This window comes from Microcoleus sp. A2-C3 (assembly GCF_036706065.1).
Classification (GTDB): domain Bacteria; phylum Cyanobacteriota; class Cyanobacteriia; order Cyanobacteriales; family Microcoleaceae; genus Microcoleus.
This window is the reverse complement of sequence record NZ_JAUBVX010000040.1, coordinates 46786-60457: the sequence shown is the minus strand read 5'-3', so window position 1 is coordinate 60457 and position 13672 is coordinate 46786. Positions and strand designations below refer to the sequence as shown.

The following is a 13672-nucleotide window of genomic DNA, read 5'->3' as shown; positions in this document are numbered from 1 at the left end:
TGGTATTTATGTAAGTCTTTTAAGATAATTAAATTTTTGTTTGAGTTTTTCACAAACGAACATAAATTTGATTTCCCCAAAATCCATCAGTACACCTATACATAGAAAATGATTTAGGATTGCTATAGTGTGGAAGAGGGGAAAGAATCACTGCTTGAATGGATTAAGAAAGCACAACCAATTTACAGTGATACCCTAACCATGCTTCGCAATCATATCGATGGAATTTGTAACTATTTCTTGAACCGAACAACGAGTGGTGTTATGGAGGGAATCAACAATCGTCTCAAACTGATTAAACGTCAAGCCTATGGATTTGTTAATTTTGACAATTTTCGAGCTCGACTATTAGCTTGCTTTTCTAATTAGTCTTTCTTATCACCGCAAACCCAGAAGACCCAATTTGATTAGCAATGCGCTGAAGGTTCAACCGATTCAATTGTATTCATTTTTTACATAAAAGCACTATCTAAAATTATTTGACTGAGTGCTGATGCCGAAGTCTCAAATCTAAAATGGTATAAGTTTGTTGGCTTGCCAACTAAGTCGTTTGGATAAGACTTGTTTATTTACTTTGAACGACTCTGAACTCAGCATTTTTTTTGAGTCTAATGCTATGATAGCTTTACATAAACCTGAATCCTTCAGTATACCAAGCTCAATATTGCTGCCAACTGGACACGGGTAATTTCAATAGCCGATCGCACAATTTTTCGGCGACTGGGGTTAAGCGTAACGGCTGAAGACTGAAAGCCTTCAGCCAATACAACAGCTTGGCTTGTAATTTGGCTATGGGTGGGCTCGGCACTTGCACTCTCATGCACTCAATACCAAAACCGCCGTGGCGATCGCCCCTGCATTTGCATTCAGCACCATGTTCAGGCATACTGCATAATTAAAAAGCTTTATTTTTAGTCTATAACTCCCAACCCATGAGAACTTACTACTGCGGTGAACTGCGAAGCAAACACATCGGAGAGACTGTCACCCTTTACGGCTGGGTGGATCGCCGCCGCGATCATGGCGGGGTGATTTTTCTCGATGTGCGCGATCGATCGGGTATTGTGCAAATTGTCAGCGATCCTGAACGCACCCCCGACTCCTATCACGGCGCTGAGTCTTTGCGCGGCGAATACGTGGTGAAAATTACCGGTAGAGTCACCAGCCGCCCCGAAGATTCCCTCAACCCCAAATTACCCACGGGTGAAGTAGAAATTTACGCTGACGAAATTGAGTTGTTAAATGCGGTACGCAAGCAGTTACCGTTTCAGATTTCCACGGCGGATAGTGAAAATGTGCGGGAAGATTTGCGGCTGAAATATCGCTATTTGGACTTGCGGCGCGATCGTATGAGTCGCAACTTGCAGCTTCGCCACCAAGTTGTCAAAGCTATGCGCCGTTACCTGGAAGATGTCGGCGGTTTTATGGAAGTTGAAACACCGATTTTAACGCGATCGACTCCCGAAGGTGCCAGAGATTATTTAGTTCCCAGCCGCGTCAACTTGGGCGAATGGTACGCTTTGCCGCAGTCGCCGCAATTATTCAAACAATTGTTAATGGTTTCGGGATTCGACAGATATTATCAAATTGCCCGCTGTTTCCGCGATGAAGATTTGCGCGCCGACAGACAGCCGGAATTCACGCAATTAGACATGGAAATGAGTTTCATGTCTTTAGAAGAAATCCTCGAATTAAACGAAGGTTTAGTTTGCCAAATTTTCCAAAGTGTCAAAGGCGTAGAATTGCCGCGTCCTTTCCCGCGCTTGACTTACGCCGAAGCAATGGATCGCTACGGTAGTGACAAACCGGATACTCGTTTCGGTATGGAATTGGTCGATGTTTCCGATTTGATGAAAGATTCGGGATTTAAGGTGTTTTCCGGGGCGATTGCTGCGGGCGGAATTGTGAAAACTTTGCCGATTCCGGGGGGGAATGAGGCTTTTTCTAACGAACGAATTAAAAAAGGCGATTTGTTTAAGGAAGCCACTGAAGCCGGTGCGAAGGGATTGGCTTTTATTCGGGTGCGGGAAAATGGCGAAATTGATACGATCGGCGCAATTAAGGATAATTTGACGGAAGCGCAAAAACAGGAATTGCTCGATCGCACGGGTGCGAAACCAGGTCATTTGTTGTTGTTTGCAGCAGCCGACGCGAATGCTGTCAATAAGACTTTGGATAGATTGCGTTTGTTTGTTGGTAACGAATTGGGATTGATCGACAAAGAGAAGATGAATCTGCTGTGGGTGACGGATTTCCCGATGTTTGAATGGAACGCTGACGAGAAGCGTTTAGAAGCCATCCACCACCCGTTTACTGCGCCGCATCCTGACGATATTCAGGATTTGAAGACCGCGAGAGCTCAAGCTTATGACTTGGTGTTAAACGGCACGGAAGTGGGCGGTGGTTCTCTGCGGATTTATCAGCGGGATGTTCAGGAAAAGGTGTTTGAGGCGATCGGTTTATCGACTGAGGAAGCTTACAATAAGTTCGGCTTTTTGTTGGATGCGTTTGAGTACGGAACTCCGCCCCACGGAGGTATTGCTTACGGTTTGGATCGGTTGGTGATGCTGTTGGCGGGCGAGGATTCAATTCGCGATGTGATTGCGTTTCCTAAGACTCAGCAGGCTGGTTGTTTGCTGACGAATGCGCCTGCTGGGGTGGATGATAAGCAGTTGAAGGAGTTGCAAGTGCGATCGACTTATACGCCCAAGTCATAAGTGTGAAACACCTTGACAATTGCGACTGGATTAGTTGCAAATAGATGTCGGCGGCGGGGCGATCGAGGTGATCGAATTTCCTGCCGTCGATGCAGAGGGGTTGGAGGGTTGGTTTCGGTGAGTTGGGGAAAGCAGAAGTTGGGGAAGTTTGGCGAGATTGATAATTGGGGTGTCACTATGCCATAATTAGTAAATGAGTGGGTGTTTGGTTGCGTTCCCTCAACCCAACTCAGAAGATCGACAATCACACTAACAGATAAGATAATGGATTCAGCAAAAGACCCTCAAAAACCAACCATGACAGAGATCATCGAATCTGGTGAATTAAACAGTATCTATTTCAACGATTTTGCTATTGGAGTTTCTAAACATGATATTATCATATTCTTAAACCGCAATGGAAAACCAGAAGCGATACTCAATGCTTCTCACATTACAGCAAAATCATTTGTAAGCTCTCTAGGTGAAGCTCTGAGAAGATTTGAAGCTCAAACAAATCAAACAATACCAATTTCCGCTGAAATTGAAAAATTAATGCAGGAGCAAGATGAAACTAATGATGAGTAATCAAAATGATAACAGTCCGACTGGCACTAAGTCAAGGATAAATAGCGATGTGAGTGCTACCATTTTACGATTTGTTGAGGCGCGATCGAGCACTTATTATCCTGCTAATTATAAAATTTACTCCCCTTTTTTAGAAGGGAAGAACTCCCCTTTTCAATTAGATAAAGTCGCTCAGAACGAATATTCTATTATAACCAAAAACCCGCCCATAGTTTTTCAAGAACATAAATCAGATAATCTCGAAAAACCCAAAAATCAATCAAGTAAAATAGATGAAATAGATAAATTATCGACCTTTGAAGAAATACTGAAATATGGTATCGAGGCTATTAAATTGAAGGATGATTATTTTTTTAACCGTGTTCGTGAATTAAAAGAATTATGCGACTCAGAAGAAGACTATGATGTTTCTTTGGAATCGTTCAAGACAATGTTTTTATTTGTTGAAGCAATTGGAAGTATTTCTAAACCCAGTAGCTTAACAGTAAGTGAAAATGGTATTTTTCATTTAGCATGGGAAAGAGATAGAAATAATTCAATAACTTTACGATTCAAAAAAGATTACTTTTCAGACTATGTTATTTTTAAGCCAAGTTCGCATATAAGTAAACGAATTATTCTGAATGGTTCGATGTATGCTCTAGATCTAATTGATTATCTCAATGATTTAAACATAAAAATCCATCAATAGGTATAAAAATGAAAGAGATCGAAGCGGGTAATGTTACGCGCTATTGTAAACCTTCAACTTTGGAGAATGGATTGCCAAATAGTTCTGCTTTTGAAAGACGAAGTGAGGAAAAATATTTGTCTGTCTATTTGCTTGATTTTTTTAAAATGCACACTGAAGTAGAAAATGTCATAGAAGTCAAAAAATACATGACAGCAAAAAGTTTTCAGTGTAAACCCAATGGTTCTTTTGCAGTTCTTAATATAGAGCAATCCAGAGAATATATTCTTGAAGAAAGCTCATCAGAAATTTACTATAGAGAAGAAAACTTACCTCATTGTGGCATTTTCCATGATGCTGACGATCTTTTAATTGCTAAGTTACTTGCTGAGTGTATTCAGAGCAAATATCCCATTAAAGATATCTCCGATTCAACTACTCCACCCCCATCACCCTCTTAAAAAATCTGGCTACTTCCCAAAACCTCCGCAGTGCCTTTCCTGCAACCGGAACCGTGAAGACGGCTCCTTCTGGGCGTTGCTTAATCAGGGTATGAAATAAATAATTTTAAAATCCAGAAGCTTTGTACACGCTGGTTTTTATGAATTGCATATTTAGCCTTTCATACCGTAAATCAGCAACGGCTCCTTCTGTTCGATCACCGCCAACGCCAACCGTGCCAAGGCTGTATCAATTTGACGAGCGTACTCCTGGAGGCAGAAACCGGGTTTTTCACCGAAATACTGCATCCGGGCCTTTAACTGTCGTGAAAAACCCGGTTTCTTTGGTATTTATGGGTAAGTCCTAAATGAGACAGAAAGGGCGATCGCACTTTTTCAATTCATCCGATCGCCCTCCAAGATTACTCTTTCCAGTAACGGGTTAAAATCCGAATTACCTCACCCGCTATCGGCGATGGTAGAGGCGGGCTCCATTCCCCAACTTCAGCAAAACCTAAAACGTGCAACAGATTAACGATGCTGTCTACCGCTTTGGGAACGCCACACAACAGCAAACGAATCGGTTGCTTACCTTGAGGTACATCAGGAATTTCTTCCCGGAGCATTTCTGGAACTGACTTTGGCGGTGATATCATAGAGTTTCCTCCTAAAAGTCAGCCTTTCAACCTAAAATATAGACGTTTCTGCCGGGTTTCTACCTAACTCTCTTTTCTCTCTTTTCTCTCTTTTCTCTCTTTTCTCTCTTTTCTCTGCGGTGAGAAAAAATATTATTCACAAACGAAATAGAATTGCTATCTAAAAGCACGCGCGGCGCAGCTATCCCGCGCGTGAATCGCACTTTTGTGCGTTGTAACCCTGTTCACCCCCAAACATATGCGTTAACCTAGTTGACTAAAGCTCTCCCCAAGATAATCTATGCTTCTTGCCCGCATCCAAGAACTAGCCGCCACCCTCGCACCCCGCTTGATCGAAATTCGCCGCCACATCCACTCGCACCCGGAACTCAGCGGCCAAGAATATCAAACCGCCGCCTATGTAGCGGGTGTTCTGGCTTCCAGCGGAGTCCGCGCCATAGAAGGAATCGGCAAGACAGGAGTGCTCGGCGAGCTCAAAGTTGACAACACCGAGCCCCGGTGGCTGGCAATTCGCACCGATATGGACGCTTTGCCAATTCAAGAACGTACTAACCTAGAATTTGCCTCCCGCAATGAGGGAGTGATGCACGCCTGCGGCCACGATATCCACACTACAGTCGGTTTGGGCGCGGCAATGATTTTGTCGAAGTTAAAAGAAAAATTGCCTGGTAATGTCCGCTTTTTGTTTCAGCCTGCGGAAGAGATTGCCCAAGGCGCTCAATGGATGATTAAAGATGGGGCGATGCAAGATGTTGATGGTATCCTCGGAGTGCACGTTTTTCCGACGATTGCGGGCGGTTGTGTCGGTATCCGCCACGGGGCACTGACGGCGGCGGCAGATGACCTAGAATTGATTGTAATTGGCGAATCCGGCCACGGTGCGCGTCCTCACGAGGCGATCGACGCAATTTGGATTGCTTCTCAGATAATTACCACTTTGCAGCAGGCAATTAGCCGCACGCAAAATCCTTTGAGGCCTGTGGTTTTGACGATCGGGCAAATTAGCGGCGGACGGGCGCCGAACGTGATTGCCGATCGCGTAAAATTATTAGGAACCGTGCGATCGCTCCATCCCGAAACCCACGAAAAACTACCGGCTTGGATCGAACAAATTGTTTCCAGCGTCTGCGCGACTTACGGCGCAAAATACGAACTCACCTACAAGCGCGGTGTCCCCGGAGTCCAAAATGACCCAAAACTGACGCAATTAGTCGAAACTGCGGCTTTAGAAGCTTTAGGGCGATCGCGCGTCCAAATTTTACCAGAACCATCCCTCGGCGCGGAAGATTTTTCAATGTATTTAGAACACGCACCGGGAACCATGTTTCGCCTAGGAGTCGGACTGGTTGACAAACCCAACTATCCCCTCCATCACCCGCAGTTTGAGGTGGATGAAGCCGCCATCGTCACCGGCGCTGTCACCTTGGCCTATGCCGCTTGTCAGTATTGGAAACAGCAAGCAAGTAAGTGATATCGTTTCTAATCGTAGCTGTAGGGTGTGTGGCGATCGACAATCCCTCAACAAAGAGCGACAATCTAATAGCGACGCACCTTACCCAATATTTACTGTAGCTGTAGGGTGTGTGGCGATCGACCATCCCTCAACAAAGAGAGACAATCTAATTAGGATAAAATAAGAAAAACCAAACTCCCTCCTCGACCTATGGATGATCAAGAAGTCTTAAACTGGGCTGATGAATTCGTATTGGCCAACACAGCAAAGCATTTCAACCACGTACCAGAAGCGATTTTAGGTGGCACTTGGCAACGTCAGAAATACCCATAAATTGCTAAAAACTGCCATCTGAGTCAGGTTCATATCAAGAAAGTAGCATCGAAATTATGGAATATACTTTCGGAAACATTAGGCGAAGACATCAATCAAACTTTCGATATACAAACGATGGCAGTTTTTCATAGTTTCATCACATTTTGGCAAGAATGCACAAGTTGGTAAGTTCAAGGTTTGTGGAAGCCATCCTCAATCCTTATAAACCCCAAACTTAGAGAAGCAAAATCAGGAAAACTCTAGCAACAGTCAGCCAAAACTGCGATTGAACTTAGCTGATGTACTAGAACCCAACCTATTCTATAACCGCACATCCGAACTCATCACCCTCAAACAGTGGATTTTTGAAAACCGCACCCGCGCGATCAGCATATACGGCTGATCCGGCATTGGCAAAACCGCCCTAACTCTCCAACTTATCCCACAAATTCAATACGAATTAGATTAGATTATTTACCGCAGCCTCCGCAATTCTCCATCACTGCAAACCCTGCAAACAAACTTAATTCAATCTTCAAGTCCTTTGTAGGCGCGGTGCCCGTGCCCGCTCGCGAGCGGGGACAGCACTATAAAATCTAAAATGAGATGCTCCCAACTGATTGATCTTTACCGAGGCAATCCCCTATGGTTAAATATAGTTGCAACTATGATTCAAGATTTATTCGGCGGCAGCGTTGCCGAGTTTCTCTCCTATGATACCTTATTTTTAGGTGATTTAGAGTTTCTGCTGCACCAGTAGTGCGATCGCCTAACCGAATCAGAACAACAGGCGATATCCTGGTTAGCTAGTGAAGCTGCACCAGTTGAAATATCAAAAATTTCAGCTAATCTTGAATTATCACCGCCAGAGTTATTGAAAGTCATCCAATCTTTAGGAAGGCGTTTATTAATTGAAACTGTCAAGCAAAATGGGCGATCGCACTTTACGATCGAGCCAGTAATCAGAGAATATATAATAAACAAAACCCGAAGCAAAAACGGATAAACTTATCGCTCTGCTAAACTAAAGCTAAAATAGTCAAATTTTATGGAGGTATGCTAAACTTTTGAATAGACAAGATTTACAGAACCTAGCACTCACTAGACTGGAAGAAGTAGAAGTGCTGCTCAACAATCATAAATATTCAGGTGCTTACTACCTGAGCGGTTATGTCATTGAATGCGCTTTAAAGGCTTGCATTGCCAAGCAAACTCAGGAATTTGATTTTCCTGACAAAAAAACTGTTATGGACAGTTACACCCACGATTTAGAAAAGTTGGTTAAAGTTTCTAAACTTGATAAAGAGTTAAAGTCTCTCCTCAACGATGCTAATTTTTCATTGCGATGGTTAGAGGTCAGAGACTGGTCAGAAGAAAGCCGCTATCAAACACATAACCGACAAAAAGCCCTCGATATTTATTCAGCAATCACTGATCCGACTCACGGAGTTTTACAATGGCTACAGCAACATTATTAAGTCAAGAAATAGCAGAAGGTCAAAGACTAATAGATGCTCTCAATGCAGCAGATTTATCAGTTGATTCTGCTCTCTGGAACTACGCACCAGAACCGGAAACATGGCGACTGATGCTCACCTCACCTCTGCACGATCGCGAAGGCTCCCTGAAAACTTATGGGGAAATTCTATCAGTTTTTCGCCAAGTTAAACCAGACCTGAAAATCGATTGGACAGCACTTGTAGCAGTCAGCCCCAAACATGAATTAATTGAGGGCTTACGTCAGTTACAGCAAGATTGGAATTTAAACTTATCAGGCACAAGACTGACAAATAATTTTGTTGATCGTACGTGGATAGAAGATGCTTACATTTATCAAATTAAGTGAGTTGACAGGGCAAAAAATAGCTTAAAATAGGTGCGATCGCTCTCCCTCTCACCTAACCTTTAGGATTACTATAATGAAAATCGCTACCTGGAACGTCAACTCAATTCGCACTCGCATAGAACACGTTACTAACTGGTTACAAACCAACCAAATAGACATTCTCTGCTTGCAAGAAACCAAAGTCACAGACAAAGACTTTCCCCTGCAACCCTTCCTCGACATCGGCTACAACTGTTACATTTCCGGTCAAAAATCCTACAACGGCGTAGCTATTTTTAGCCGATCGCCCATGTCACAGATCAGCACCGGATTTTCGCCCATTCTCGGCGACGCAACCGTCGGCAGCTTCGACGAACAAAAGCGCCTCATAGCCGGGGTTATCGACGATATTTGCATCATCTCCGTCTACGTTCCCAACGGTTCCGAAGTGGGTTCAGAGAAATATGAATACAAACTACATTGGCTCAAACTGCTGCAAGAATACCTCAAAATAGCACTAGACAAATCGCCAAACCTGTGCATTTGCGGTGACTTCAATATCGTACCGGGCGATCGAGATATTCATAATCCCAAAGCTGCTGCAAACTCCGCTGGCCTATCAGTAGCCGAACGCCAAGCACTAACAGAAATCACCGAATTAGGATTAAACGACCCCTTTCGCAAATTCACCTCAGAAGGCGGACATTATAGCTGGTGGGACTATCGCGCCGCCTCATTTCCCCGCAACAACGGCTGGAGAATAGACCACCATTATCTCAGCCCTGCCCTCTACGAAAAAGCAAAAAGCTGTACAATAGATATTGCTCCCAGAAAATTAGTCAAACCCAGCGACCACACCCCCGTAATTGTCGAGATTTGAATTGTGAGTTATAAATAAAAATAAGGCAAAAGAAACCCGGTTTATACCAGAAATCCTAGGTTTAACAACCAGAAATTTAAAAAACTGGTTTTCTTTCTAGAATCCTAGGCGATGCTTTGCAAAAGAAACCCGGTTTATACCGTAAATCTTAGGTTTAGCAACCATAAATTCAAGAAACCTGGTTTCTAAAACCCCTTGCAGAAAATTACTTCTTCAATCCGTTAAATCCGTTACAAAATCCGCTGTCGAACTTCCTTCGCTTATAACAACCAACCCCAAAAAATTATGTTCTTAGTAACTGGAGCAACAGGCGCACTAGGCCGCCGAATAGTACGAGAAATCAGACATCAACAAAAGCCTGTCCGCGCATTTGTCCGCCTCAGTTCTCGCTACTCGGAACTAGAAAATCGAGGCGCAGAAATTTTTATCGGTGATTTGAAACAAGACAAAGACATCAAAAAAGCTTGCCAAGGAGTGCAGTACATCATCAGCACCCACGGCACCGGCGGCGACGTTCAAGCAGTACACTACCGCGCCAATATAGAACTAATCGACTGCGCCAAAGAAGCCGGAGTTGAGCATTTTGTCTTTATTTCTGTACTGGGAGTCGATCGCGGATACGAAGATTCGGCAGTATTCAAAGCCAAGCGAGAAGTCGAAAAATACCTGCAAAACAGCGGATTAAATTATACCATTTTGCGGCCTGCCGGTTTCGCTTCGAGCCTGCTGCCACTGGCCGAAAGATTTAGAGAAACCGGACTTTACCTGCTGATTGGCGACGGCAAAAACCGCACCTCTGTTGTCAGTACCGACGACTTGGCAAAAATTGCCGTAGACTCACCAACTACTGAAGGCGCGCGCAACCAAATTTTACCAGTCGGCGGCCCGGATGTTCTGAGCAGAGACGACATTGCTCGCATTTTCGGACGCTTGTTCAATCGCGAACCTCTGGTAATTAACCCGCCCTTGGTTGTGTTTGACGGATTGCGAAATGCCTTGGGCTTGTTGAATCCTCAAGCTCAAAAAGGCTTAGGAACTTTGCGGGTATTGCTGGCTAATGAGTTTTTCTGCACTCCCGAAGAAGTGCAAAATCTGGAATCAATCTACGGCATGAGAATGGAATCTCTGGAAAGCTTTTTGCGGCGCAATTTGAGCGTTTAAAAGACTCGTTTGCAGTTGCACAAAAACCAACGCAACTACAAACATTTTAATCAGACAAAGAAACAGCTTGTACTCCACCAATATAGCTAGTATTTGTTATGGGCGGAGAAGTCGGCTTAGCAATCAAATAACCTTGAACAAAATTGGCTCCTCGTTCCCGAACCCAATCTAATTCCTCGACCGTTTCCACACCTTCAGCCACAGTTTTAATCTCTAATTGAACGGCAATTTCTAACATTTTTTCAGTAATTAGTGCCTTATAATAATCTTGATGGACGTTGCGAATCAATTGCATATCTAACTTAATAAAATCGGGACGCAACTGGTGCATCAAATTTAGATTAGAAGAACCGCTGCCAAAATCGTCCAGGGCAATTAAAAATCCCGCCTCTCGGTAAAACCTCAGAATATTTATCAAGTGATCGATATCAGGGGGGTGCTGAGATTCCGCTACTTCAAAAACAATATTGCTGTGAGGAATTCCCGCTTCATCAATAGCCTGTACTGTTCTTCGCAGGCACGTAGCGGGATCGTAAACTGAAGTTGGAGAAAAATTAATAAAAAGTAGTTCTTTGATGTCGTAAACATGGGCTTCGCGGATAGCGCGAGTCCGGGCTAAAACATCTAGTTGAAAAAGTAGGCCTGCTGATTCTGCTTGGGCAAAAATCCGACCCGGATAAATTAAGTTTCCTTGCTCGTCAATTCCTCGGAGTAGGGCTTCGTGGGCAAAAATTTTAGAAGTATCTGAGGTATGAACAATCGGCTGAAAATGTGTAGTAATGCGTTCTTCGGACAATAAATCTAACAGCCAATCAGACTTGCTGAAGTTAATAAACGAGTCTAAGGAAGTGCTGCGATAAAAATCGCTAAATTTTGGTTGTTCAGCTTCGCGCATCCACAAAACTTTTGTCTCTTTCAACTCTTGATTTGTCAGAACCGATGATGCTAGGGCGCTAAACTTTTCTTTTCCTATGTCATGAAGGATCACATACAAACACTTGCTCTCTTCTACAAGCTGGAATTCAAGTTTAGTCTTTGCCAGTGCAGAAATAAATTTGTTCAGCGTATGCGATACTGGAAACCACAGGTATAAACCTCCGCTGCCCTCTATTTTTTCGGGTACTGTTTCGCAGCGAGAGCAGGAGCCGAAGGTTTTGCCACTTCTTTTCACTAGAATATCCTCCGATTTTTGAATTAATTTCAGAATTACTATAATATAGATTATTAAATCTAAGCCTATTCAGCTATTAATACATCTACCTCAAGGTGTAAATATTGATTAAGGAATCGTTAAAAAATATTAGGGCAGTGTTTTTACTTGCCTCTGGTTTCAAACCTTGGTAAAATTTATAAGCACCGAATCGAGTAAATACAATCAAACCCTGTCCCGAATCTCAACAAAGGGAGAATATTCAGACTTGCTCTCTACTTTCTACTGCTGCTCTGATTCTTGACACATTATTCTCTACATTGCTTTGCAAAAATAACGGTTATAGTTAATTTTTAGGGTCAAGGGGGATTAACAGCCCGATCGCCAATTTCAGCCCCACCATAAGTATAGAACGCCTCGCGATCGCCCAAACCAAGCTAAAACAAACTCAGTTGCTGCGGAATATCCGATTTAATTTGAAAATCGGGATGACAGGATTTGAACCTGCGACCCCCTCGTCCCGAACGAGGTGCGCTACCAAGCTGCGCTACATCCCGAATTTAGTCAATCTACTTTTAGCATATCACTCAGGTAAAAACTTAGCCAGCTCGTATATAATGTTTTGTAAAACATTACTCAGGCGGAGACAGACGTGACGGTTAAGCCCCAGTGGTTGCGAGTTAAAGCCCCTCAGTGGGAGCGCGTCGGCAATGTTAAAGAAATTTTGCGGGATTTATCCCTGAATACGGTTTGCGAAGAGGCTTCGTGTCCCAACATCGGCGAATGCTTCAGCGCAGGTACTGCCACATTTTTGATTATGGGCCCGGCTTGTACCCGTGCCTGTCCTTACTGCGATATCGATTTTGAGAAAAAGCCCCAAGCTTTAGATCCGACGGAACCAGAAAGATTAGCGCAGGCGGTGCAGCGACTCAAACTCAACCACGTCGTGATTACCTCTGTTAACCGGGATGATTTGCCGGATGGGGGCGCATCTCAGTTTGTCGAGTGCATTCAAGCGGTGCGATCGACAATGCCCGATACAACTATAGAAGTTTTGATTCCCGACTTGTGTGGCAACTGGCAAGCTTTAGAAATTATTCTCGCAGCCAAGCCCGATGTACTGAATCACAATACTGAAACCGTAAAGCGACTTTACCGCAAGGTGCGACCACAAGGAAAGTACGATCGCACCCTGGAACTTTTGCAGCGCAGCCGGGAAATCGCACCAGCGGTTTATACCAAATCCGGGATCATGGTGGGATTAGGAGAAACAGACGCCGAAATTCGGGAGGCGATGCAGGACTTGCGGGCTGTTGGCTGCGATATTTTGACAGTTGGACAGTATCTACAACCGACTCAAAAGCACTTGAACGTAGAAAGCTTTGTACCGCCAGAACAGTTTGATGCTTGGAGAGAGTTTGGCGAATCTTTGGGATTCTTGCAAGTTGTCGCTTCTCCCTTAACTCGCAGTTCGTATCACGCCGAACAAGTGAGGGAATTGATGAAGCTTTACCCACGCTAGCAATTTTAATTGGAGTTAACTCACGCGATAGAGAACCATTCTCAATTGCTGGCGCTCTGAGGTAAAGTTAACCGGGAAGCCACGGCAAACAGCAAAAAAATATCGGCCTCGCGCCCCATCAAACTCCATACTTACTCCAAAAATATTGAGAAACCGGGTTTCTTCCTCAAATTCTGGGTTTAAATCCAGAATTTTTGTCGAGAAACCCGGTTTTTACGTCAGGCGCGAGCTTCGGTAATGCGAACTGTAAAAACTCTGAAGTTCATAACCGGCAACGGATTCAAGTTCCGCAAACTGCCAGTATTTAATCAAGATC

16 protein-coding genes and 1 tRNA gene are annotated in these 13672 nt (G+C 43.9%); 13 read left to right on the top strand and 4 right to left on the bottom strand.

All coding sequences use genetic code 11. The features are described from left to right. Positions 1-129: 129 nt before the first annotated feature. Complete coding sequence (locus QUB66_RS20875) at positions 130-369, top strand: transposase (RefSeq protein WP_332971266.1); 240 nt, start codon at positions 130-132, stop codon at positions 367-369. 289 nt (positions 370-658) lie between these two features. Here the strand turns inward: QUB66_RS20875 and QUB66_RS20870 are convergent, their stop codons facing one another. Next, complete coding sequence (locus QUB66_RS20870; RefSeq protein WP_332969623.1) at positions 659-886, bottom strand: hypothetical protein; 228 nt, start codon at positions 884-886, stop codon at positions 659-661. Positions 887-932: 46 nt separating this feature from the next. On the opposite strand from QUB66_RS20870, the gene aspS reads away from it, so the two are divergent. The 4 genes from aspS to QUB66_RS20850 all read left to right on the top strand — a co-directional run bounded on the left by aspS (position 933) and on the right by QUB66_RS20850 (position 4415). Continuing rightward, on the top strand, positions 933-2717 hold the full coding sequence (aspS, locus tag QUB66_RS20865; protein WP_332969621.1) for an aspartate--tRNA ligase: 1785 nt from the start codon (positions 933-935) through the stop codon (positions 2715-2717). 264 nt (positions 2718-2981) lie between these two features. Beyond that, complete coding sequence (locus QUB66_RS20860) at positions 2982-3284, top strand: hypothetical protein (protein ID WP_332969620.1); 303 nt, start codon at positions 2982-2984, stop codon at positions 3282-3284. After that, the gene (locus QUB66_RS20855) at positions 3274-3975 is read left to right on the top strand and encodes a hypothetical protein (protein ID WP_332969619.1); all 702 of its coding nucleotides are present in this window, start codon (positions 3274-3276) and stop codon (positions 3973-3975) included. Before QUB66_RS20860 ends, QUB66_RS20855 begins: the two co-directional genes overlap by 11 nt. Before the next feature lie 8 nt (positions 3976-3983). Further along, complete coding sequence (locus QUB66_RS20850) at positions 3984-4415, top strand: hypothetical protein (RefSeq protein ID WP_332969618.1); 432 nt, start codon at positions 3984-3986, stop codon at positions 4413-4415. A gap of 401 nt (positions 4416-4816) precedes the next feature. Here the strand turns inward: QUB66_RS20850 and QUB66_RS20845 are convergent, their stop codons facing one another. After that, entirely contained in the window at positions 4817-5050 is a 234-nt protein-coding gene (locus QUB66_RS20845; protein ID WP_332969617.1) for a hypothetical protein, read from the bottom strand. Between the two features lie 280 nt (positions 5051-5330). On the opposite strand from QUB66_RS20845, the gene QUB66_RS20840 reads away from it, so the two are divergent. The 7 genes from QUB66_RS20840 (at position 5331) to QUB66_RS20810 (ending at position 10684) form a co-directional block, all read left to right on the top strand. Further along, entirely contained in the window at positions 5331-6521 is a 1191-nt protein-coding gene (locus QUB66_RS20840) for a M20 family metallopeptidase (protein ID WP_332969616.1), read from the top strand. A gap of 192 nt (positions 6522-6713) precedes the next feature. Further along, positions 6714-6836 (top strand): hypothetical protein, encoded by a 123-nt coding sequence (locus QUB66_RS20835; RefSeq protein WP_265236594.1) that lies wholly within the window; start codon positions 6714-6716, stop codon positions 6834-6836. A 583-nt stretch (positions 6837-7419) separates the two neighbouring features. Then, positions 7420-7578 carry a hypothetical protein gene (locus tag QUB66_RS20830; RefSeq protein ID WP_332969614.1) on the top strand — a complete coding sequence of 53 codons (159 nt, stop codon included), beginning with the start codon at positions 7420-7422 and terminating at the stop codon, positions 7576-7578. Between the two features lie 307 nt (positions 7579-7885). Further along, a complete protein-coding gene (locus QUB66_RS20825; protein WP_332969613.1) occupies positions 7886-8296 on the top strand; it encodes a HEPN domain-containing protein in 411 nt (136 codons plus the stop codon). After that, positions 8275-8664: a hypothetical protein gene (locus QUB66_RS20820; RefSeq protein ID WP_332969612.1), complete on the top strand. Its 390-nt coding sequence runs from the start codon at positions 8275-8277 to the stop codon at positions 8662-8664. The genes QUB66_RS20825 and QUB66_RS20820 overlap by 22 nt, the downstream gene beginning before the upstream one ends. A gap of 73 nt (positions 8665-8737) precedes the next feature. Continuing rightward, positions 8738-9523: an exodeoxyribonuclease III gene (gene xth / locus QUB66_RS20815; protein WP_332969610.1), complete on the top strand. Its 786-nt coding sequence runs from the start codon at positions 8738-8740 to the stop codon at positions 9521-9523. A gap of 285 nt (positions 9524-9808) precedes the next feature. Further along, positions 9809-10684, top strand: a complete 876-nt coding sequence (locus QUB66_RS20810) for an SDR family oxidoreductase (RefSeq protein ID WP_332969609.1) — start codon at positions 9809-9811, stop codon at positions 10682-10684. 46 nt (positions 10685-10730) lie between these two features. Here QUB66_RS20810 and QUB66_RS20805 read toward each other — a convergent pair whose 3' ends face one another. Together QUB66_RS20805 and QUB66_RS20800 are read right to left on the bottom strand one after the other, a co-directional pair. Continuing rightward, entirely contained in the window at positions 10731-11855 is a 1125-nt protein-coding gene (locus QUB66_RS20805) for an EAL domain-containing protein (RefSeq protein WP_332969607.1), read from the bottom strand. Positions 11856-12317: 462 nt separating this feature from the next. Then, positions 12318-12391: transfer RNA gene (locus QUB66_RS20800), tRNA-Pro, on the bottom strand. A 74-nt stretch (positions 12392-12465) separates the two neighbouring features. Between QUB66_RS20800 and lipA the strand changes: the two genes are divergently transcribed. Beyond that, a complete protein-coding gene (gene lipA / locus QUB66_RS20795; RefSeq protein WP_332969625.1) occupies positions 12466-13356 on the top strand; it encodes a lipoyl synthase in 891 nt (296 codons plus the stop codon). Positions 13357-13672: the final 316 nt, after the last annotated feature.

Bases quoted from the DNA above. Each gene is read 5' to 3' on its own strand.
- QUB66_RS20870 (WP_332969623.1), bottom strand. From the start codon at position 886: ATGCCTGAACATGGTGCTGAATGCAAATGCAGGGGCGATCGCCACGGC.
- aspS (WP_332969621.1), top strand. From the start codon at position 933: ATGAGAACTTACTACTGCGGTGAACTGCGAAGCAAACACATCGGAGAG.
- QUB66_RS20860 (WP_332969620.1), top strand. From the start codon at position 2,982: ATGGATTCAGCAAAAGACCCTCAAAAACCAACCATGACAGAGATCATC.
- QUB66_RS20855 (WP_332969619.1), top strand. From the start codon at position 3,274: ATGATGAGTAATCAAAATGATAACAGTCCGACTGGCACTAAGTCAAGG.
- QUB66_RS20850 (WP_332969618.1), top strand. From the start codon at position 3,984: ATGAAAGAGATCGAAGCGGGTAATGTTACGCGCTATTGTAAACCTTCA.
- QUB66_RS20845 (WP_332969617.1), bottom strand. From the start codon at position 5,050: ATGATATCACCGCCAAAGTCAGTTCCAGAAATGCTCCGGGAAGAAATT.
- QUB66_RS20840 (WP_332969616.1), top strand. From the start codon at position 5,331: ATGCTTCTTGCCCGCATCCAAGAACTAGCCGCCACCCTCGCACCCCGC.
- QUB66_RS20835 (WP_265236594.1), top strand. From the start codon at position 6,714: ATGGATGATCAAGAAGTCTTAAACTGGGCTGATGAATTCGTATTGGCC.
- QUB66_RS20830 (WP_332969614.1), top strand. From the start codon at position 7,420: ATGAGATGCTCCCAACTGATTGATCTTTACCGAGGCAATCCCCTATGG.
- QUB66_RS20820 (WP_332969612.1), top strand. From the start codon at position 8,275: ATGGCTACAGCAACATTATTAAGTCAAGAAATAGCAGAAGGTCAAAGA.
- xth (WP_332969610.1), top strand. From the start codon at position 8,738: ATGAAAATCGCTACCTGGAACGTCAACTCAATTCGCACTCGCATAGAA.
- QUB66_RS20810 (WP_332969609.1), top strand. From the start codon at position 9,809: ATGTTCTTAGTAACTGGAGCAACAGGCGCACTAGGCCGCCGAATAGTA.